The sequence below is a fragment of the Streptomyces sp. GESEQ-4 genome, from assembly GCF_017948455.1.
Lineage (GTDB): Bacteria > Actinomycetota > Actinomycetes > Streptomycetales > Streptomycetaceae > Streptomyces.
In genome coordinates this window covers 14,103-35,625 of the sequence record NZ_JAFFSU010000034.1, presented here as the reverse complement: position 1 = coordinate 35,625, position 21,523 = coordinate 14,103, and the positions used below count along the sequence as shown (strand labels likewise).

Genomic DNA, 21,523 nt, shown 5'->3' with positions numbered 1-21,523 from the left:
CGGGCCGGCCTCACTCGTCCTCACCGCCCTCGTCGCGCTGCCGCTGCTCCCGTTCCTGGCGCAGCCGCGCGGCGTCGGGCTCGGTCCGCCGCATCAGCTCCTGGAACCGGGCACGCGCCTCGTCACGGGTGCTGCTGCGAGCGCCTTCGCCTCCGGGAAAGGCCGGCCTGGACCTGTCCGGTGCCGGGCTGGCCGGACGCCGGGGCGGCCCGCCTCCGAGTCGTGTCGGGGACGTTGGCGGGGCGCTCGGCCGCGTGCTGGCCGGGGCTGGAGATGCGGGCGCACTAGTCCGGGGGGACGCGGGCCTCGAGCGGCCCGGGGAGCTGGAGGTCCCGGTCGGCCGCGGAGCCGGTGCCGAACGGGTCGGCAGGCGACGGCTGACAAAAGGGCCGGCTCCGCCGCTGTCGTCCGTGTGTTCCCGCAGCACACGGGACACGTGACGGCCCGTGTCGGCCCAGGCCCGGCCGTCCTCGCGGACCGTGTTGCCCCATACCCGCACCTGCTGACGGGCGTCCTGGGCATAGCGCGAGCCTCCCGACCGGGCCCGGCGGACGCCTGCCGGGGCACCGACCGTCGCCCCGTACACGGTCCGGCCGCCGCGGTTCAGGATGCGGTAGCCGCGGAAGCGGACCAGCCGGTTGTGGGCGCGGGTCGACAGCAGCGTGCGGTCGGTGTCCTGGTCGTGCAGCACCTGGCCGGTGTTGCGGTCGACGATCTGGCCCTGCTCGTTGCGGTAGCGGTCGGGCGGACCTCCGGGCCGGCGCGGCCCTGCACCGCCGGGACCACCGTCGCCGCCGTCCGGCGGGCTGCCCGTGTTCGGGTCCCCGCCGGCGGTGGCCTTTTGCCACTTGGCCAGCTGCTCTCTGTCCGGCCGGCGGCCGATCAGCAGCCAGTGCGCGCCCTTCGCGCCGAGGCGTGCGCCCAGTCCGCCCACGGCCGCGGCCGCGGTGAGCGGGGCCAGACCGCGTCCGGCTTCGGCGGTGGCGTCGGCGAGGATGCCGCCGGTGTCTACCGGCATGCCCGCGCCGTCGACGAAGGAGGCGAGCGCGCCCATCAGCCGCTGGCGGGTGCCGAGCATCCCGTACCGGCCGCCGCCACCGCCCGTGAAGGCTCGCAGCCCGCCACCGTAACCGCCCATCGCGGCGGGGGAGTTCATGGCAAGTGCGGCGCCGAGCTCGGAGGTGTCGCCGGGCAGGTGGGTGCCGCCGACCTTGGCGTAGCGCATCCGCATGGCCATGCGATGTCCGAAGGAGGTGATTCCCGTCAGGAGCCGGCGGTGGCCGGCCGCGCCGGCGATGGCGAGCACGTCGATCAGCAGGATCCGCTCGACCATCAGGTCCGGGCCGTCGGTGATCATGGCGTCGATGGCGATGCCGAAGAACGGTATGAAGGCGCAGACGCCGACCATGGCGAGGATCGCGATGCCCCAGATCGATAGCCACTTCCACACCGACTGCCGTGCGGGACCGGGCAGCATGCCCGCGACGAACGTGACGCCCCCTGCGGCCGCGGCCGCGGCACAAATGCCCTGGGCGCCGAGGAGGACGATCGCGGACGACAGCAGCATGCCGCAGATGAACAGCGCGGCGACCAGCATCAACAACGCGCCGCCGACCCGCCACCAGGTCGGCTCCTCGGCATAGGCGGCGCACGCCTTGCCGACATCGCCGGCGTTCTTCAAGTCGGCGAGGAACGTCGCGAATTCGCGGCCTTCCTCACTGAAAGAGGCACTGTCAATGTCCGCTATCGACTCGCCGGGGACGAGCCCGACCCCGCCCCCGGGGACGTCCCCGGGCAGCGCGTCCTGGTGGCCGCGCTCGCAGTACGCCTTGCCCGGGCCTTTGATCCGGTCGCAGGGATCCTCGTTCTCCTTCTCGTCGCCGTCGCGTTCGCATACCTGTCTGGCCTGCCCGTCGAGCAGGCTGCAGGTGTTCTTCTCGTCCTCCTCCTTTTCGTTCCGCTCTTCGCAGTGTTTCCGGAGAGGCGGGGCGAGTTGGTCACACCCGTTGTCCTCATCGCCGTCGCCGTCGTCGCCGGCCTTGGAGGTCTGGTAGCCGCCGCTGATCCACTTCAGGTGGATCGAGTAGGCCTTGCGGTCGGAGTCCTTGGCGGGGTCGAGAATGCGCCCGTACTGCAGCAGCATGTACGGCTTGACGATCAGGGCGTTGGTGATCGAGTCCTGCAGGGGGCGGGCCACGTCGGTGGAGGCGACCGGGGCTTCGGCTTCCCGCTCAAGGCACTTGATCTCCTGGTTGCCGGCCATGCCGTCGCACGGGCCGCGGCTGGCGAGCTTTCCGCCCCAGTCGTAGGAGTCGACGCTCTCTTTGGCGACTTCGGCGGCCACCTGCTGGGTCTGCCCCAGCGGCCCGTCCTGGGTGAGCAGGTAGTCGGGGCGGACGAACGCGGACGCGGCGAACGCCGCGATGAGCAGGGTCAGGAAGATCTCGCCCAGACCGCGGCCGACCCGGCCGCGCACGATCATGAAACCGGCGAAAACAAATGCCCAGGCCAGCAGCAGCCCTTTCAGCCCGAGCGTGTCCACGACCACGTTGTTGTAGGCGTCGGAGACCTTCTGCGCCGGAGCGGTGAGGATCTTCAGCAGGGGGAACCGGAGAGCCACCTCGATCGCCCACCCGGCTAGCCCGACCAGCAGCCGGATCAGGGTGAACAGGCCCGAGAGGGCGAAGGCGAGGGACTGTGTCTTGAAGCTGAGGATGGAGCCACCTGACGCGTTCAGTTCGTAGCCATTGATCGGCGCGCCCTCGGACGAATAGATGTTCAGCGGGGCGAGCAGGTCCCCGGTCTCGCCGTTGCTGCTCGCCGCGTACACGACCTGGCTGTTCACCATGAGGAACACGCCGGTGAGCAGCACGACGAAGCCGGTCGAGCGGAGGGTGGCGCGGTCTGGACGGAACATTTCAGCGCCGCCTTTGCCCAGCTGCGCTCCGCAGCCGCCACACCACGAGAGCGGCCAGGCCCGCACCGGCCGGCACCAGCCGCCACACCGCACCAGCCAGACTCCGCTGCTCGGCAGAGGCGGTCGTCGTGGTGCCGCGCTCGCAGTACTCCTTGGCCGGGCCCACGATCAACTCGCACGGATCCTGCCCCGCGGGGCGGGCATCGGCGGCGAAGGCCCGCCCGGTGTCGGGCCACCACGCTTCCGGCACGCCCACCTCTGCGGCGAGGATGAGCACGCCGACGACGAAAGCGATCATGGCCAGGGCGCTCGCGGCCGCGGCCAGGCGCCGGGAGCGGTCCCAGGAAGAAGAGGTCATCAGTCGTAGTCCTTTTCTTCCAGACGGGTGTCCGCGGCTTCACCGGCGAACGGCTCGGGCACGGACGGCGAGGAGGTGCTCGTGCGGCGTCCTGGTGTGGTGGTGATGGAGGTGGTGATGCGCGGGATACGGGGGATGGAGACCTTGATGCGGCCGGTGTTCTGCCGCGGGCAGGTCAGCAGGAACTCGCCCTCCCGGCCCTTGCGGCCGACCGGGGACAGGCCCGTGGTCACCAGCCGCAGCAGCTCCGGGTCGTTCGGGTCGAGGCCGACGAACTCCAGGCCGCGGCGGGCGCGTTCGCGGTCGGTGGTGCGGGCGAGCGCGCGGTAGGCCATCAGGCCGCGGTCGGGGCCGAGTTCTTCGGCGTCGTGGGAGGCGGCGAGCAGGCCGGCGCCGTGCTTGCGGCCGTCGTGGAGGATCTCGTGGACCAGTGCGGTGCCCTCGGCGGATGAGGTGAGCCAGTACAGCTCGTCCGCGACCACCGCGGTGAACCGCTCGGGGTCCTCGAAGGCGGTCTGCCGGGCGAGTGCGGCGATCAAATACAGCACGGCACGCCCGATCAGTGCCTCCAGCGGTTGCTGGTGCAGGACCTCCGGATTGTCGAAAGCCGCTTTGGGCGGCAGCTTCAGACCCGCCGTCGTGATCACGATCATGTCGGAGGTGCTGGAGGCGTCCAGCCGCACCGGAGGCAGCGTGGGGTCGAACACCATCGCCGCCAGGGAGTTGCTGGCCACGACGCGGACGAGGCCGGCAAGGGTGGCGGCTGCGTCCTGCCGCTTGCCCACTTCGCTCGTGGCCATCTCTTCGAGGACCCGAAGCACGTGGTGCATGGACGGCTGGTCGCTGGCGGCGGCCTGCTCGACGGCGTGGTGCAGGACCTCGCCGTTGGTGCTCATCGGGCCGATGCCGAGCTGCAGGGTGAGGTAGGACAGGGCGTAGTGGCGGCCTTCGGGGCCGTCGAAGGTCCGCAGCGGGTCGATGGACACCTCGGCCTGCGCGGCGTCGATGATCTGGACGCGGCCCTGGGCCGCGGTGCGGGCGAAGGTGGCCCACTCGCGTACGGGGGTGCGGTCGATGCAGATCGCGCAGCCGCCGCGGGCCCACACCGCTTCCGCAATTAGCTTCTGCAGGACGCTCTTGCCCGCCCCCAGATCCCCGACGATGCCCATGGAGGCGGACGCGTCGACCTTCGGCGCATCCGCCACGTTGATCATGACGGGGCGGGTGGTGCCCGAGTCCAGGTCGATGCCGAGGAACATGCCGTTCGGGTCGCCGACCTCCGCGGTGGTGAAGGCCCCGCCCAGTGCCCAGTCTTCGGAGATCTGGTGCTGGGTGAACTCCCGCACCACCCCCGGCCGTACGGTGCCGGGTAGCCCGAGGGTGAACAGGGCCTCCTGCAGGCCGGCCGGGCGCACCGCCCGGTAGTCGGCACCGCCCAGCAATGCGGCCAGGGCGCGGGCGCGGGCGTCGCAGACGGCGGCAGTCGGCCCCCACACCGTCAGGACGGTGACGGACTGCACCTCGACCTCGACCGACGTGCGCGACAGTCGGGCATCCAGCTCGCCCAGGTCGCGGGCGGCCTCGGTCAGCGAGGCGGGCATGCCGGTGGGCCGGGCGTCGTACTGGTCGGCCTGGTCGATGAGTTCGTTCTTCTTGCGCCGCACCTGGTCGCGGGCCTTCTCCGCGGGAACGAGCGTGAGGTCGACGGTGTAGTCGACGGGGAAATCGAGGGTTTCCAGCTGGGCGAACAGGTCGGCGGCGTCCTGACTGACGGCGGGCGGGCACTCGGCCAGCGCCAACTGCGCCTGATAGCCCACCCCCACCTCGGACTCAACCTGCAGCCAGCGCCGCCCGAGCGGCGAGCCGGTGTTCAGCCGCCACCAGGCTGTGCGGCCCGACCGCGTGATCCGGCCGGCGCTCTCGAGCTCGTCGACGTCGTCGAGGACGGGGTCGATCCCCCCTTCCTGCAGGCGCACTTGCCCGAGGTCGGCGTAACTGGGCGAGCGCAGCACGCCGTCCCGGACCTGCCCGCCGTACAGGTCGCTGCTCTCGGCCTCGGCGAGCAGCGGCTCGGCGAGGCCGCGGTGGAGGGCGTGCTGGATCATCCACACGATCTCCGCCGGGCGGGCCGGCCGGAAGGCGACGCCGCCGGCGAGCGCAGCTTCCACCCGGGAGGCCTGCTCGCGGTACGCGGTCACCTCGCGCCGCGCCACCGGCGCCGGGCGCATGCCCAGCATCGGAGACAGCTCCGCCCACGCCGCACCGAGCGACGAGGACACCTGCAGACCGGTGCCGTCGCTCTGCAGCGGTATCGCCAGCCACAGCGTGCGGCGGTGCATCTCCTGGCCGTCCAGCAGATCCAGGGTCGCTTCGACGTTCTCCACCCACGGATGCGGGCCGTCGCCCGGCAGTGTGTCGGCCGGCTCGATGCCCTCGATCATCCGCAGGGCGATCTCGCCCGGGTCGACCTGCGCGCACAGTCCGAACAGCCTGGGCGCCCCGGACAGCGACCGCACCAAGTGCGTGATCTTGGCGAGTTGTTCGTCGCGGACCGCTGCGGGCACGTAGGTGCCCTGGACGGTCTCTTCGTTCTGTCCCTGCGCGTCCGGGCCCGGGTGAAGGCGGTAGACGGCCCACACGCTGCCGTGCGTCGACCAGACCAGATGCCCGGCGATGTGACGGATCGGAACCCTCACCTCGCACCTCCGCCCTGTGAGGTGAGTGAAAGCAGCTGCTGAACACCCGACACCGGCCCCACCGGCGCCGCGGGAGCGCCCGGCTCCGCGCGGTGAGGCGTGGACGTGCGAGCAGCGGCGGGGATCAGGTGCGGCCCCCGCCAGGTGCGCCGCTGAGCTGGACGGGACGGCGTGGCTGCCGGCGCGGGGCTGGGCGCGTCCTCGATCGTGAAGCCGCCGAGCAACGGATGGGGCGCGCGGTCGCGGGCGGCCCGCCCGCCGATCCGCCCACCCTTCGGCTGCCAGCCCAGCAGCACCCAGCCCACAGCGGCTTGCATCGGGGCACGGCCCCGGATCTTCGGACGGCGAACCGCCCAGATCGCCAGCAGCCACGCCGCGATCGGGACCGGCCCCAGCATCGACCACCAGCTGATGGTCTTGACCAGAAGGAAGCCGCCGCCGACGGCGACCGCGATCTGCGCAGGCGTATACGGGCCGAGAGGGATCTTCCAGTCCGCGACCTTGCCCAGCACCCAGGGATGGCGACGGGCCGCGGTGTAGAAGCGCCCGACCCGCCCAGCGGCGGCCGCGCTCACAGCCAGCCTCCCGCGCCGGCGGAGTGCTCCCGCAGAGCCGGATCAAAACCGCGCTCGATACCGGGGACAGCGGGCGCACCCTTGGCCGGGTTCTTGACCTCGTCCTCGAACATGTCCGAGAGGTCCTCGCGGGAGTTGTACAACCCCAGAGCAATGATCATCAGCAACAGGGCGCCGATCCCCGCCTTGAGGCTGAACTTCTGGATCATGATGACGACGACGAGGACGAGCAGTCCGGCCTGCAGGCCCTTGGTCGCCCAGTCCTTGAACATGGTGATCCAGCTGTCGCCGAGGTCGTCCAGCTGCCCGGCGAGCATCAGGCTGTTCGCGGCGTTCACCGGGCACCCCCGGTCTGAGTGGTGCCGGACTCAAGCGCGGCGACTTCCCACCGGCCCGAGCGGGCCGTGAGCGCGAGCTCGTACGCCAGCGGCCACCGCCCGCCGGCGTCCCGGGCTTCCACGTGGGCCAGGACGCGGACCGTCGTGCCGTCGGCCGGCACCTGCTCGGCGGCCGCGGCCTCCTCGACGGCGGAGACCTGCTGCACCGCGACCGACGTGTACGGGGCGGGGGAGACGGCGGTGAGCTGCACGCCGGGTGCGAGATAGCGGTCCACCTCTCCGGTACCGGTGAGGTAGGCGGCGAGGAACTCCCCGAGCGCGGACGACAGATCGCCCTCCGGGACACTCACGCCGTACGACGACGTCGGCACCTCGGCCCGGGCGGGGCCGGCCACCACGCCCGGTGCACCGGTCACCGTGAACGAGGCGCCTGAGCGACCGGCGGCCACCGGCACCGCGTAGTAGCGCACCGCGCCGTCGCCGTATTGCGCAGCCACCGTCACCGACCACGCACCGTCCTCGCGCTGCGCACTGCGCACCGCCATCACGGACTCAGGCGTGGACTGCGCATCCGCGGCCGGGTCCGGCAGGTCGACGTCCGGTGCCATCGACTGCGCAAGCCGGGCCTGCGCACTCGTCGCGTCATCCGCGCTGCTGCGCAACCACGCGCTGACGAACAACTGCGCAAGGCCGGACGGGTCGGCGTCGTGTGCGGTCGTGCGCACGGCGGTGGGCTTGGCCGGGGTGGCCGCCTCGACTGTGGTCGGGGTGGAGGTGACGGTGACGCCCAGGGCGATCGGGCCGGCCGCGATGGCGGTCCAGAACGCCAGGCGCGAAAGACGGACGCGGCGCCGCATCGCTTCCAGCCGGGCGCCGGCCGCCATCGGAGCAGCGGCCTCGTTCTCCGAGGCCTGCTTGCCAGGAGACATGGTCAAACTCCCAGGTCAGAACGGATGTTGCTGACCTTGAGAAAACCCGTCGACCCCGACCCGACCACCGACCACGAACCCCCGACCACGGTCACGATGGGGACACGAAGGCTGTGGTTGGGGTCATGGTCGGCCCGACCATGACCCCAACCACGGGGCAGCCGCGAGTTGGCGACCGGCTCACCCTGTCCGGCACGAGCCCTACTGCCGGCGATCGCTGCGTGGTCTTCATGCCGCGCGGCTGTCGGACCCGCACAACGATGCGCAGACGGCATCCGCCCGGGACGGCGGTGGAGTCTGCGCAGTGCGCCATCCGAATCTGCGCACGAGAACATCAGGAACCCTCGGGCGGACTGCGCAGCCGCTTGGCGCCACCCGACTGCGCACGACCCTCGACCAGTTGCGCAGCCCGATTGCGCACCTCCTGTCCGGGGCTGCGCAATCGGGCTGCGCACCGCGTGCCCGCCGGGTCTGACCCCGCGTGGTCGGCCCGACCATGAGCCCGACCACGGCAGCTAGACGGCTGCGTTGCCGGATCGTGACCGATGGTCGGGGCTGGTGGCCGTCAGCCTGGTCGGGGTCGGCCGGTGAGCTGACGGCATGGAACACACGCCCGCCTCCACGCCCAGGATCACCGGCCGCCCCACCTCGGCGAGTCCGGTGCGCCGCCGTGGCCACCGGGCGCAGCCGTCGTCGGGGGCACGACGGTGAGCCGCTTCGGGGCGGGGATCCGCCGGGGTGTGATGGCTGGTGACCAGTTCACGCAGATCGCCAACGCGTTGTTCCGCGACGCCCATTTGTCGTTCAAGGCGAAGGGGATCTTCGGGTACGTCAGTACGCACCGCACCGGTTGGCAGGTGACGATCGCCGACCTCGTGCGCCTGGGTCCGGACGGACGGGAAGCGGTCCGCACCGCCCTGAAGGAGCTGGAGGCGCACGGCTACCTGATCCGTGAACGCCTGCGCCGCCCGGACGGCACCCTCGGCGAAATCGTCTACTGCATCACCGACCGCCCGGCGACCCTGGACATCGCGCTGATCGAAGCCGACGTGGTGGTCACGGCCCCCGAGACCGAGGCGGCTGGCGGGTTCGGGGCGGGGATCCGCCGGGGTGTGATGGCTGGTGATCAGTTCACGCAGATCGCCAACGCACTGTTCCGCGACGCCCAGCTGTCCTTCAAGGCCAAGGGACTGTTCGGACTGCTCTCCACCCACCGGGAGGGCTGGCGGATGACCGTCACCGACATCGCCCGCCGCGGCCGCGACGGCGAGTCAGCCGTCAAGAGCGGGCTGAAGGAACTGGAGAAGCACGGCTTCCTCGTCCGTGAACGCGAGCGCGCCCCCGACGGCACCCTCGGCGCGGCCGCCTACTTCATCACCGATCTGCCCGCCCTGCAAAACACCAGGTCCGGGCCAGAGTCGGGTTTTCCACCAGTGGATGACCCTACGTTGGCTGATCGGTCCACTAAGAACACCAACAGAAAGAAGACCACTCAGCAGAAGACCAGACCCCTCCCTCCCGGCGCCCTCGCAGCGCGACCGCGCCGCGAGGCGCCGCCGGCGCCGCGGACGGCACCGACCGCACCGGCGCCCGCAGATCTCGAACCAGGCGTCCACCTGCTGCTGGCGATCGGCGCCCGACGCCCCGAGCTGCTGCTGACCGACCAGGTCCTCACCGAGCAGGGCCGGACCGTCACCGCGATGCTGGACGCCGGCTGGACGCGGGAGCAGCTCCAGCACGTCATCAGCGACCGCCCCCTGCCACAGCCGGTCCGCACCACCGTCGGCGCGATCATCGCCGCCCGCCTCCGCGCCGCCCAGGCCTACCCACCACCCGCCACCGTGGCCGACCACCACGACACGCCTGCGTGGGACGAGCTGCCGCCGCGATCGGCGAGGTCCGCGGCGGCACGCACGGTGAGCGAGGCCCTGACCTACCGGGCCCTCGTCGAATGTGCTGGCTGCGGCCGGCCCGGAACCGCCCCCGGCGAAGCCCTCTGCCCGGCCTGCCTCGGCTGGCCGCCGTGCCGCACCTGCCCCGGCCCCACCCCCCGGCGTGCCCACCCCGACGGCGACGGCCGCTGCACCACATGCACCACATGCGCCTCCATATCTTTCGACCAACTGGAAGGAAGCAGCCTGTGAGAGACACGCTCCGCACACCGCCGCCGACCGCGGCCGCGCACCATGCACAGCCCTTCACCCTCGACCCGGGCCGGTGGGAGAAGGAACGCTCCCGTGCCCTGCGCACCGGCCACGTCCGCGACCACACCTGCTCGATCGCGTGCGAACCCGTGCTCGTGCACGAGCGCACCCCGTGGGGCTGGCTCGCGTGGACCGTCCCCGGCGACGGCACGCCGCCCGAAGTCCCCCATCAGGTCGGGGTACTGACCCCGGCCCCCACCTGCACCCAGCGTCTGGCCCTGCGGTGGCTGACCAGGCGCCCCGCCCAGCGCATCGCCCTGGACACCGTCCCCGGTTCCCTGCGGTTCACCGCCGCTGCCGTCGCGCTCGTCAGCCTGCTCCCCGGACTGTTCGCCATGAGCCACGGCGTACCCGCCGACGTCGCGCTGCCGGCGATGCTGCTCGCGCCGCTGCTCGCCGAGCACCTGCCCGGCCGCTTGGACGCCCGAGCCCGCGACCACGTTCGCAGCGTCGAAGACGCCCGCGCCTGCCGCTACCTGCAGCGCCTCGCCGTCCTGCACACCTACATCGTCCAGGCCGCCGCCGGCAGCGACCGCTACGACCTGCGCCGCTCGGCCGAGATCGGCCACAACCTGCTGTGGGACGCCGCCGACCTGCTCCAGAACCAGGACACCCGCTCGGCCTCGGCGCGACTCATCGACCGGGAACGGCTGATGGTCCAGCTCGCCGACCAAGTCGCCCAGATCCTGGAGCGCACCCGCGCCGAGTCGGCTTCCGGCGAGGCCGACCAGCCCTGCGGTGGCGAAGGCCCGTTGGGCCCGCTCCCGCCCGGCTTCGAACCAGCGGCACGGCCAACACCTTCGCCCACATTCGACACTTCACCGCTGAAGGGATTCCGCCCCATGACGCAAACCCAGCCCGACGACGCAGTCCGCACCACGGACGTCTACCTGCTCTTCGCGCACGAGCCGTACTACCCCGGCGATGGCGCCCAGGAGATCAACACCACCGTGGTCGCCGCCGCTTCCCTGCTCCACCCCCAGGTGCAACAGCCCGACGGCGCCCGGATCCACGACCGCCTCACCCGGGGACGCACGCCGGGCGAGATCATCCCGCTTTCCACCCTCACTCACGAACTGGGCGGCGGCGCCGACTGGCCGACGGTCGGCGACTGGGAGAAGGTCACCACCGACCTCGTGCAACTCGTACACGCCAGGGAGTGCGACGCCCTCAGCCTCGGCCTCCCCGATGCCGCGCGCGCCCTCATCATCGCCGGCCCGAACAGCCACGTGCGCGCCTACGACGCCGCAGCCGACCAGTCGACCACTTACGGGCCGACGGAGCGCGCCGCTGTCCTGGCCGAGGTCGCCAAGTTCCTCGCCGGCCTCGTTGCCGAGCAGGACCTCTGGCCGGGCGATGGCCTGCTGCCCCCGCGTTTCCAACAGGCGTAAACGCCTGGTTCTGACCCCCCTGGCCCGGCGGCATGTCAGTGCGCTGCGCCAGCCCCTTTACACCTCAACCGAGAAGGAGTTTGCCGTGGAATGGGCACAGTTCGTCATCCATTGGCTCTGTCGGTGAGTCGTAGCGTCGTTTTGTGGTTGAGCGTAGATGTCACCGTTGTTCCGGCAAGTGCGAAGTCGCTGTTTTTTAGGGGCGGTTGGGGCCTTGTGGTGGGAGGATGGCAGTGCTTCTCCCGCTGGGGGCACGGATGCGCCTGTCGAAATCCAATGCCGATCTGTATGCGGCGATCCGCCGGGACCACCGCGCCGGGATGTCGATGCGCGGTCTGCAGCGCAAGTTCGGGGTGACCTGGCAGAGGGTCCGCGAGGCACTGGACTGGTCTGGCCTGAGCCGCGCAAGAAGCTGCCCCCGCGTCCGACCAGGTTGGATCCCTACAGGCCGCTGATCGACGAGATGCTCCGCAGGAATCTGGGACGCGCCGCCGAACAAGCGTCGCAGCCTCTGGGTAAGTATCCGGCCCTATCAGAACCGGCACACGTCGCGAGATGAGTGGTCCAGCTTGAAGCGCATGTGTTCTTGCCTGGTGAGGTTACGGTGAACGGCGCGACAGAGGTCGCTGATGGCTTGGGCGGGGCTCGGTAACACTAGCTTCCGCAGTTCTACGGTGGTGTCTTCGCTGCTCGTGGCAAGAGTGCGCCCGTCGGGGCTGAACGCCAGCGCCTTGATGCCCTCGGTGAATGTGAGGCTGGTGCGGATGGTGCCGGTGGCCACGTCCCATAGCCGCACTGTGCCGTCAGTACCGCCGGAAGCCAGAGTGTTCCCGTCAGGGCTGAAGGCCAGTGAGTGCACACCGTTCATGTGGCCGGTGAGGGTGATCCGGGTCTCTTTGGTAGTCAGGTCCTGCAGACGCACCGTGTCGTCCTCGCTCCCGACGGCGAGGCTGCGGCCATCAGGTGAGAGCGCCAGGGCGGTGATGCCCGATGCATACCTGAAGGTGCCAGGGAGGGGGGCGTCACTGGTCACGTACCTGAGGCTTATGTGGCCATCGACACCGCCGACGGCCAGCGTGGTGAAGTCATCGCTGAAGGCGACGGCGCTGGCGTTGGCGGTGGGAAGGAAATTGACACGGGATCTGCCGCTGGCCAGGTTCCACAGCCGCACGTCTTCGGGGGTGCTGACGGCCAGGGTCCGTCCGTCTCTGCTGAGTGCTATGGCGCGCTTGATGTTCCCGCTGTTGAACGTCCTCCGCGTTTTCTCGGTGTCGACGTCCCACAGGCGCACTTCTTCCCTGTCGGCAGCGATCAAGATGCGCCGGTCGGGACTGAACGCGAGGGCAGTCACCACGTCGGTATGGCCCTTCAGAACGGTCTGGGGCGCGACGGTCTCCACCTTCCACAGCCGTGCGGTCTTGTCCCGGCTGGCAGTGGCCAGGGTTCGTCCGTCCGGGCTGAACGCCACGGCATCCACAGCGTGGGTGTGGCCGGTAAGTGTGGTGCGTGTCGCCCCGGTGGCCGAATCCAGCAGTTGTGCTGCGCCCTGCTCGCTGCCGACGGCCAGGCTCCGTCCGTCCGGGCTGAACGCCACCGAGGTCAGATCACCGAAGTCCCCGGTGAGCGTGCGCTTGGGCTTCCCCGTGGCCACGTCCCACAACCGCACTCTGTTGGTGGCGACACCGGCCAGCGTCCGCCCGTCCTTGCTGAAGGCCACCGACGTCACAGAATCGAGAGGATCCGGAAGGATGCGGGACCTGCCGGTAATCGTGTCCCACAGCCGTGTCGTGGCGTCGTCGCTGCTCGTGGCCAGGGTCTGTCCGTCCGGGCTGAACGCCACCGACGTCACAGCGTCGCTATGGCCGGAGTACGTGCCCCGGGCTTTCCCTGTGACCGCGTCCCACAGTCGCACTACGCCGTCGACTTCCCCGGTGGCCAGGATCTTTCCCTCCGGACTGAAGGCCACCGATACCACGTCATTGCGGCTGGCAAGAGTGGTTCGGAGCTTCCCGGAGCGCACATCCCACAGCCGTGTCGTTTCATCGACGCTGCCGGTGGCCAGAGTCTGTCCATCCGGGCTGAACGCCACCGACCGCAGACCGTTGCTATGGTCAAGGGAGACCCGGGTCTTGCCTTTGGCGATGTCCCACAGTCGGGCCGTGTGGTCCATGCTCCCTGTCGCCACAGTACGCCCGTCGGGGCTGAACGCCACCGACGTCACCCAGCCGGTATGACCACCGAGGCGGCTCTTGAGGGGGAGCGACGCAGCGGCGAACAGGCTGGCGGTGGCTTCGGCGGAGGGGCTGGCCCGGTAGGCGTGGGCGGCCAGCAAGGAGGCCGCGTCCGGTTCGCTCGTGATGAGAGCAGTGGATTGTGCGGCAAGTTGCCGGGACAGGGCCAGTTGTCGGGCGGTGACAGCATTCTGCCGCTGCTGCTCGGTACTGCTGTACTGCTGCCAGGCGATCGTGCCGGCTGTGACTGCCAGAACAAGCAGTACTGCCAAGGCGGCGGACAGCCTGCGGAGCCTTCGGGCGGTCCGGGCGGCCGCATGTTCTTCTTGGTTGCGTGTGGTGAGGCCAGCGGTGAGGAAGTCGTGCTCCAGGGCGTTGAGGCCCCGCTCTGCACCGCTGAAGTGGCCTTCTGCAGTGGCGAGTCGGCTTCCCCGGTATAGGGAGCCCGGGTCGCGGCCCAGTTCCTCCCAGGCGCGGGCCGCCTCGGTCAGACGGCGGTGGGCGCGCAGCCGCTCGCGGTCTTCCTCGATCCAGCCGGAGAGGCGGGGCCAGGCGGTGATCAGGGCCTCGTGGGCCAGGTCGACGGTGTCGTCGTCGAGGGTGAGGAGGCGGGCGTGGGCCAGCCGGTCCAGGACGAGGGCGATGTCGTCCTGGGCGGCGGTGCCGAGGTCGAGTTCGCTCCGGTCGACGGGGCGCCGGGTGTCCTGGGAGCCCTCGCCGGGGGCGATCAGCCGCAGCAGGATCAGCCGGGCCAGCTCCGCGTGGTCGGCAGAGAGCCGGGTGTAGACCTCCTCGGCGGTCTGCGCGATCGCGCCGTGTACGCCGCCGGCCGCCTCGTATGCCTCCATGGTGAGTGCCCGTCCGCGGCGCCGCCGCCAGGTCTCCCGCAGGGCGTGGGAGAGCAGCGGCAGGCCGCCCGGCTCGCCGCCGGTCTCCTCCACGAGGCGGGCGGTCAGCTCGCGCTCGACGATCAGTCCGGCGGCCTGGGCGGGTCTGACGACGGCTTCGCGCAGCTCGGCCGGGCTCATCGGTCCCACCAGCAGGTTGGCCTCCCGCAGGGCGTCGGCGAGCTCGCGGTGCTCGGCGCAGCGTCCGTAGAAGTCGGCGCGTACGCCGAGGACGACGCGCAGCCGGCTTGTGGGCTCGGCGGCGGCCAGCAGGCGGGCCAGGAAGCCGGCCCGCTCTCCTGGGTCGTGGCAGAGGGTGAAGACCTCCTCGAACTGGTCCACGACCAGCCAGGTGTCCCCCTCGCTCGGAGCTGGCACGCACGCCCTGTCGTGAGTGCGGTGCGGACGCTCACCCGGAGTGAGGATCCGCACCGCCGCTGGCCGGTGCGGTCCCTCCAGGCTGCGTAGGCGGGGAATCAGCCCCGCCCGCAGCAGGGATGATTTGCCGCTGCCGGACGGCCCGAAGACCGCAAACACGCGGTGCGCCGTCACCGCGTGGACCAGCGCATCGGTCATTTCGTCGCGGCCGAAGAAGAGCTCCGCATCGGCCACGTCGAACCGGGCCAGGCCACGGTAGGGGGAAGGGACGGTCTCGTCTGCCACGAGGTCGGCCGCCCGGGCCTGCTCGGTGACTGCCTCGCGCCAGCGCCGCTCCCACGCCTGCTCATCGCCTCCGCACGCCCGCACATAGGCCAAGGCCACCGGCAGGGAGGGCAGTTGCTCTCCTGCGGCCGCTCTCGACAGGGTGGAGACCGAGACCTCCACCTGCCGGGCCATCTGCCGGTAGGTGATGCCGCCCGCTTCCTGACGCAGCTTGCGCAACTCGAACGCAAACCGCTGAACCGGCCCCAGCCCCGGATCGAGGTCCGCCTCCGGACGCCCCATAACGCTTCCCTCCCCCGTGCCGCCCCCGTGACCAGCAGCGGCGTTTCATCCCAACACGCGCCCCACCACCGTGAAAGACACCATCTCGCCAACCCACGCCTGTGACCTGCTTTGTTTCATGCCGGGGACACGGCTGTGCAACAACCCCAAACCCAGTGAACTCGATCCAGAACGCCCCCGGTGGCCGCCCTGACGGAGAAACAGGTGATTGAACCGCCACGGTTCATGTAGCCCGTGGACACACGGCCCCAATCCAATCGCAAAACACCGCAGATCAGAGACGTGGATGTGACCCACGCAGTTCGCAGGCTGCCAGCCCACTGACGAAGAACGGAGTGATCGAGATGAAGCGAGCACTTGTTGGTGCCTTCGCTGCCGTTTCCCTCGCTGCGACCGGACTCGCTGTAACCAGCAGCGGAACCGTGAGCGCGCAGGAAACGGGGAATCTACAAACGAGCGCCAGCACGACGACCGCCGGCCACGCGCAGTCCGCGGCTGCGCCGACCGAAACTCAGGTTCCCAGAGAGGGGCAGGCTCAAGCTCAGGCCCCCTTCGCCAACCGCGTGGTCACGTTCAACGTGAAGAATCCTGACCGACGCCCTTTCCCGGGCCCGCACATGCAGCGGATCATCGATCAGATCCGTGAGTACCGGCCGCAGGTGATTGCCCTTCAGGAGATCTGCGCGAACGACGCGAGGATCATCCGGGACAACCTTCGCGCTTACTACGGCCTGAGTTACAACCTCGCTCAGGGCGATGTCATGAACAACTTCGGGCGCTGCTGGCCGGGTAGAGGATATGGCACGGCTCTCCTGTCGGCTGCACCGCTGACGAACATGGTCAAGCACGTGTACGGGGCAGGTGGCACGGAGCCGCGCGGCTACGTTGCGGCGGACACAACGGTTGCGGGGAAAAATGTGCGCGTCTTCGTGACCCACCTGGCGCAGGCGGGGCAGTCCGATGTTCGCCAGCAGCAGGTTCAGGAACTGCTGGCCGACGCGCTGACGTTCCCGGACACCATCGTGATGGGTGACTTCAACGCCGAGCCCAACACGCGTGAGGTGACGCCGATGTGGACGTGGTACAAGGACGCCGACCCCGCCTGTAGTGCGGCCCAGCCGGATCCGCCGTGCCAGTGGACGGCTGATGCTTCACCGCACCGGAAGAAGTTCGATTACATCTTCCTGCGCAACGGCAGTTTCACCGCCCCTAGCGCAGGTGTGCACGACAACTACTCGGACCATGACCTGGTGCATGCTGATCTGAGCGTGGGGTGACGCAGCCCCGTCGGGGACACGCGGTTTGTTGACATTCGAGGTGGGGTGCCTCCGCCTGCCGTGCAGGCGGATCACAGGCGCTCTGCCGATGACAGCCGCTACCCGGAAGGCGAGGACCCCTTGCCGGTGCGTCGGCTGATCCCGGCGATGCGATGCTCGCGCATGACCCGTTCCACGCGTTTGTGGTTCACCACCCGTTGCAGCCGGTGCAGTTCGACAGTGACGCGCGGGACGCCGTAGGTGCCCCGCGAGGCGATGTGGATGACCGTGATCTCGTGGGCCAGGGCTTCATCGGCCCGCCGACGCTCCTCACGGGCCTCGATCCCGGCCACCCAGGCCCCGCTTCAGAAAGCGCTCACGTTCGAACTGATCGACACCGTCACCTGCGCGCAGCCTCGTCAGGTGACGTCCTACGACCCGAGGGGAAACGATGCAACCGAATGTCATGATGAGGGCACTCGTCTGTGCCACTGCCGTCGCGGGGCTTGCCGCCGGGAGCCTGGCGGGCGCAAGTGCCGGCTTCGCGGCGTCCCAGCCGGCCGCCAAATCCGCGGTGAGCACCCAGGACGTCTCCATCCTTGCCGTGAATAACCTCGGCCTGAACACCAAGCAAGCCAAGCACTGGCAGTGTTGGGTGAAATCCAGGGGCTTCAACCCTGGCACCATCGACGGACAGCTGGGCTCCAACAGCTGGAAGGCGACCCAGAGGTACTTCAATCACTACGGCTTTAACGTCGGCAGCAAGCTCGTCGTGGACGGCGTCGTCGGAACCAACACGATCAAGGCGCTGCAGAACTTCCTGGGCGCCGACATCGACGGAGTCGCGGGACCGCAGACCAGGAGCTTGTTCGCGTCCTGGAACAACACGGACTGGTGTTCCGGGTAGCTCGTGAGCCACGACTGGGCGGCCACCGACTCTCGTCTTACGGTGGCCGCCTGGGCAGGGACAGGGTGCCCCGGCTGAGGCTAGCCGTGGTCACGGACGACGACGCGGGGCCGAGGTTGTGCCGTGGGTGCGGGGGCCCGCTGATGCCGTCAGCGAAGGCGACCGGTGCCCGCCTGCCGGTTGGCACTCAGCGGTGTCGCCGTCACCGCCGTGTCCGCGGACGCCGCGCTCCTGGCCGGCCGTACGCCGCGGACCATCTCCCGCGGCTCTCAGGGCGACACCGTCAGGGAGGCGCAGTGCCTGCTGGTGAGCCTGGGCTACAGCGCGGGCCGGGGGTCGGTGGGGTCGTCGACGCCGAGGAGGAGCACGTGGTGCCCGACGGTCTCGGTGATGCCGGCGGTGACCTTCTCGACGTCGAGGCGCAGCCGTATGCGCCCGGCGCCTTCACCGTTGGCCGCGAGGTCGTGTTCCAGCTGGTCGTCGATGCGGTCCAGGGCGGCCTCGGCCGCGGCGAAGTCGGCCAGGTCGTGGTCGAGGAGCTGGCGGGTGGAGGTATCGCGGAGCTGGTAGCTGGGCATCGGGGCTCGTCCTTCGGCTGGTGGGAGTTCAGGTGGTGGGATCAGCGAGTCGGCGTGCTGCGCTCACCGCGCGCGACCAGACGTCGGGGCTGCCGCCGTGCTCGCGGGCGAGGGAGGCGGCAAGTCCCCGGACGTCGCCGCGCTCGCGCAGGGCGGCCAGGGCGATCTTCGCCCGCCGGTCGGCTTCCGAGCGCCTCGGCGCGGCCGTGGCCGTGGGGTGGTGCTCGAGGGCGTTGCGTACGACGTACTCCCAGGACGCCCGCGGCCCCCCGTACTGCACGCTAAGTTCCGCGGCCAGCCCCGGGTGGTAGCCGTCGCGCTCGATTCGCTCGGCGGCGTACTGCTCGGCGAGCTGCGTGGCCGAGAGCTCCTCGCGGGTGTAGGCGCTGAGCTCGGCCGCGAGGGCCTCCTCGAGGGCCGAAGGCCGGCCGACGGGCGCCTCGGGCTGCGGCCCGGGACGGCGGCCGGCCTTGCCGACCTTGTCCCCAGTGCGCTTGCGGTCGAAGTCCTGCAGGTCGCCGACGCGGAAGGCCTGGATCATGCGGCCGGTGGGACCCTCGACCTCGCCGACGGAGTCCGGGAAGTAGCCGGGGTTCGCCTGCTGGTACTTGCGGATCACAGAGGCCCCGTTGAAGTTCAGCAGCTCGGCGGCCTTGTTGATGGAGACGACGGCCTCCGGGGCGAGCTCGTACAGTTCGGGGTCGGCCTTGAGGACCTTGCTCGCCTTCTCCTGCTGGAACCACGCGTAGAAGTCGCGGAACTGCTGCTCGTCGTAGAAGTCAGTCCCGTCGATCCGCTCCTTCTCGGGGTGGCGGTGCTCCTTGGGCTGCTCGTTGCGCACCTTGTACCAGCGGGCCGCGGACCCGACGCTGGCGCCGGTGAACTCGCGGATCCAGTCGCGGTTCACCACAGCGCGGCCGCCGACGAGGCGGCGCTGCGGGTTCAGGGCCTGGGTCATTGCACTCTCCGGTTCTGGCTGCGGCCCTATACTTGGGGCCTGCTCCTCTTTGTTCCTCCGGCGCTCACGCGCTGGCGGGCGAGTTGAGTTGGTGAGGTGGTCGGCGGGACGTTCGGCCGGGGTTGCCGCCCTGGGTCGACATCCTCGTGAGAGGGTGCCTTCCGCCGCCCACCGTTTTGCCGCTGTTCTCGCGTAATCAATATGACGCTCTTGATGGTGGCTGTCAATCTCGCCGGCGCCGAGACTGCGTCACGACCGGAACCTCCGGTGCGCGGCCCACTCCCGTTCGAAGTGCGGCACCTGCTTGTCCCGGACCTGGAACGGGGCGGTGACCATCAGTTCCTCCACGGCCGGAAGGTCCGGACCGCGCCGGTGGATCCACGCCCGCACCCGCCCGTAGCGCTCGTCGACCTCGACGGGGACGCCGTGCCGCTGTGAGATGCTCCGCAGCCGCCGGCCGAGAACGGCGGCCCGGCCCACGTCGACGCGCTGCACCGAGCGCAGCGCCCGGCCGCGGCGAGCAGGGTCCGCCTTCGCGACGGGCAGGATCCGGCGCACGTGATACAGCGCCCACGGGCAGGAGAGCTCCTCCTCGAAGGCCGCAAGGACGGGCCGGTCGGCGGGGCGGCGCGGGTCAAACTTCTCCAGCAGGCTGTCGCGGCCGAACAGCTTCGCCTTCGGATTGAGGCTCACCGATGTGTACTCGAGGCGCAGTACCCGTCCGCCGATGTCCGGGTGCGCGCGCATCCGGTCCAGATGCGCCGCCATGGCGCCCATCGAGATCGGGAAGCAGCAGAACGTGCAGTAGCTCTTCTCCCACCGCACGCCGAACCGCTCGTACAGGTACGCCTCGCACCGCTCGCGCCCCCACCCCCATTCGATCAAGGGATACATGCCCTGGCGCAGAGGGTTCTTGCGCGCACCCCGGTCTCGGAGGCTGCGGGGGACCTCGTCGGCGTTGAACCCCATCACCTGACGGAATGGCCGGTCGCCGATCTCCTGGGCGACGAGAGCGTCGCCGACCTCGCCCTTGGCATGCAGGCTGCAGAGCCGGATGCCGCCCTGTTGGGGAACGGTGCCGTTGGCCTCGTACTCGTCCTCCTCCAACGACCAGGGCCCTCGCCGGACGATCCGTTCGGGCTGGCGGGAGTCGTCCATGACCGCGATCTCCAACGCGCGGCTGGCCCGGGCTACTTGCACGAGCCGGACCCGGTGCTCGCGCAGGAGCGGCAGCACATGCTGCTCTGCGTGAACGTAGGTGGTCGGCCACTCGCTCCCCGTGATCTGGTGGATCACCATGGTGCGGTCCAGGTCGACTCCATGGGCGGACGGGTCTTCCAGCATCTTCACCAGGAACGCGGTCGAGTCCACGCCCAGGCCCCAGTTGATGACCAGCTCGACGTCCTCGCCGCCGGTGGGGGATGCGGCGTTCATGCGAACCCACCCCCTTGGTCCGCCTTCGGGTACGGGTAGGAGGTGGCGGTGAGCCGGCGACCGGAACGCGGCCCGATCCAGGCCGCGTAGCGGTGATTGCCCCCGTGGGAAACGACTTTCGCCCCGACGGTCTGCAGGGCCTCCTCAAGCCACGCCCGGCCCGGCTCGCCGGCCTCGCGGGACCGGGCTCCGAGGGCGATCAGGCGCCGCTCGACCCCGCCTCGGCCACGCTCGCCGTTACGGATCTTGGACATGGCCCGGTCGTGGAGGACCGAACCGTCGGGCAGCACGGTCAGACGGCGCGGCCGGGTCCGGCCCAGATACTCCATCCCCTTGGCCTGGTAAATCGTCCCGTAGTGCCCAGGGAAGATCACCTCCGTGCCCTGGGCGGTGAGGCGGGTCCTGGGTTCGGGGTCGCTGTGCGCGACGATTCCGCGGATGCCCCGTGCGGCAGCCAGCCGGAAGACGCGGGCCTGGAACCAGGTCTCCGCGTTTGACGGGACCTCGTCGAGCAGCACCAGCCGGTTGAGCTCAAGGGACTCCTCGTACGGGGTGAGCCGTCCGAACACCCCGGTGAGTACGGCGGCTTGAGTCGGGATGCCCAGGGCGAGCACGCCCACCAGGCTGACTGCCGGGGGCGCGGCAGTGTCGATGAGGCCGTAGGCGAAGCGGACGGCGGGCCACGAGCCGCTGTAGTGGTGGGCGAGGACGAAGGCCTTCGCCGCGTGGACCAGATCGTTCGGCATCTCGCGGACGCGGTAGCGGGCCGGGTCGAAGCCGCCTTCACTAGTTGGCCTCCAACTGTGCCGGCGGTCCCTCCACCGCTGGCAGACAGCGCCGAAATCGAGCGGCTGCTGCGCGTATGCAGACATCACAGGGTGTTCCTCTCGGGGCGGTGTGGGTTGGTGAGCGAGGCCGG

16 protein-coding genes are annotated in these 21,523 nt (G+C 70.2%); 4 read left to right on the top strand and 12 right to left on the bottom strand.

Annotated features, from left to right (window positions below):
• Positions 1–10 precede the first annotated feature (10 nt).
• From KCH48_RS37930 to KCH48_RS37905, 6 genes are read right to left on the bottom strand one after another with little or no spacing between them, the layout of a single operon-like run.
• Positions 11–2,917: a hypothetical protein gene (locus tag KCH48_RS37930; protein ID WP_210581947.1), complete on the bottom strand. Its 2,907-nt coding sequence runs from the start codon at positions 2,915–2,917 to the stop codon at positions 11–13.
• Position 2,918: 1 nt separating this feature from the next.
• Positions 2,919–3,275 carry a hypothetical protein gene (locus KCH48_RS37925; RefSeq protein WP_210581945.1) on the bottom strand — a complete coding sequence of 119 codons (357 nt, stop codon included), beginning with the start codon at positions 3,273–3,275 and terminating at the stop codon, positions 2,919–2,921.
• Complete coding sequence (locus tag KCH48_RS37920; protein ID WP_210581943.1) at positions 3,275–5,971, bottom strand: ATP-binding protein; 2,697 nt, start codon at positions 5,969–5,971, stop codon at positions 3,275–3,277. The genes KCH48_RS37925 and KCH48_RS37920 overlap by 1 nt, the downstream gene beginning before the upstream one ends.
• Positions 5,968–6,546: a hypothetical protein gene (locus tag KCH48_RS37915; RefSeq protein ID WP_210581941.1), complete on the bottom strand. Its 579-nt coding sequence runs from the start codon at positions 6,544–6,546 to the stop codon at positions 5,968–5,970. The genes KCH48_RS37920 and KCH48_RS37915 overlap by 4 nt, the downstream gene beginning before the upstream one ends.
• Positions 6,543–6,863 (bottom strand): hypothetical protein, encoded by a 321-nt coding sequence (locus tag KCH48_RS37910; RefSeq protein ID WP_246886514.1) that lies wholly within the window; start codon positions 6,861–6,863, stop codon positions 6,543–6,545. Before KCH48_RS37910 ends, KCH48_RS37915 begins: the two co-directional genes overlap by 4 nt.
• Positions 6,864–6,880: 17 nt before the next feature.
• Positions 6,881–7,813 (bottom strand): conjugal transfer protein, encoded by a 933-nt coding sequence (locus tag KCH48_RS37905; RefSeq protein ID WP_210581937.1) that lies wholly within the window; start codon positions 7,811–7,813, stop codon positions 6,881–6,883.
• A 707-nt stretch (positions 7,814–8,520) separates the two neighbouring features.
• On the opposite strand from KCH48_RS37905, the gene KCH48_RS37900 reads away from it, so the two are divergent.
• Entirely contained in the window at positions 8,521–9,957 is a 1,437-nt protein-coding gene (locus KCH48_RS37900; protein ID WP_210581936.1) for a hypothetical protein, read from the top strand.
• Positions 9,954–11,408, top strand: a complete 1,455-nt coding sequence (locus tag KCH48_RS42635; RefSeq protein WP_246886501.1) for a hypothetical protein — start codon at positions 9,954–9,956, stop codon at positions 11,406–11,408. The genes KCH48_RS37900 and KCH48_RS42635 overlap by 4 nt, the downstream gene beginning before the upstream one ends.
• A gap of 532 nt (positions 11,409–11,940) precedes the next feature.
• Here KCH48_RS42635 and KCH48_RS37890 read toward each other — a convergent pair.
• Entirely contained in the window at positions 11,941–15,471 is a 3,531-nt protein-coding gene (locus tag KCH48_RS37890; RefSeq protein ID WP_210581934.1) for a helix-turn-helix domain-containing protein, read from the bottom strand.
• 344 nt (positions 15,472–15,815) lie between these two features.
• On the opposite strand from KCH48_RS37890, the gene KCH48_RS37885 reads away from it, so the two are divergent.
• A complete protein-coding gene (locus tag KCH48_RS37885; RefSeq protein ID WP_246886513.1) occupies positions 15,816–16,748 on the top strand; it encodes an endonuclease/exonuclease/phosphatase family protein in 933 nt (310 codons plus the stop codon).
• Between the two features lie 98 nt (positions 16,749–16,846).
• Here KCH48_RS37885 and KCH48_RS37880 read toward each other — a convergent pair whose 3' ends face one another.
• Positions 16,847–17,080 (bottom strand): IS3 family transposase, encoded by a 234-nt coding sequence (locus tag KCH48_RS37880; protein ID WP_210581930.1) that lies wholly within the window; start codon positions 17,078–17,080, stop codon positions 16,847–16,849.
• Between the two features lie 98 nt (positions 17,081–17,178).
• Here KCH48_RS37880 and KCH48_RS37875 point away from each other — a divergent pair, with 98 nt between their 5' ends.
• On the top strand, positions 17,179–17,634 hold the full coding sequence (locus KCH48_RS37875; RefSeq protein ID WP_210581928.1) for a peptidoglycan-binding protein: 456 nt from the start codon (positions 17,179–17,181) through the stop codon (positions 17,632–17,634).
• A gap of 317 nt (positions 17,635–17,951) precedes the next feature.
• Here KCH48_RS37875 and KCH48_RS37870 read toward each other — a convergent pair whose 3' ends face one another.
• From KCH48_RS37870 to KCH48_RS37855, 4 genes are all read right to left on the bottom strand, one after another.
• Complete coding sequence (locus KCH48_RS37870) at positions 17,952–18,212, bottom strand: hypothetical protein (protein WP_210581927.1); 261 nt, start codon at positions 18,210–18,212, stop codon at positions 17,952–17,954.
• A 28-nt stretch (positions 18,213–18,240) separates the two neighbouring features.
• On the bottom strand, positions 18,241–19,170 hold the full coding sequence (locus KCH48_RS37865) for a hypothetical protein (protein ID WP_210581925.1): 930 nt from the start codon (positions 19,168–19,170) through the stop codon (positions 18,241–18,243).
• A gap of 249 nt (positions 19,171–19,419) precedes the next feature.
• Positions 19,420–20,604 (bottom strand): hypothetical protein, encoded by a 1,185-nt coding sequence (locus KCH48_RS37860; protein WP_210581923.1) that lies wholly within the window; start codon positions 20,602–20,604, stop codon positions 19,420–19,422.
• Positions 20,601–21,476 carry a hypothetical protein gene (locus KCH48_RS37855; RefSeq protein ID WP_210581921.1) on the bottom strand — a complete coding sequence of 292 codons (876 nt, stop codon included), beginning with the start codon at positions 21,474–21,476 and terminating at the stop codon, positions 20,601–20,603. The genes KCH48_RS37860 and KCH48_RS37855 overlap by 4 nt, the downstream gene beginning before the upstream one ends.
• Between the last annotated feature and the right edge of the window lie 47 nt (positions 21,477–21,523).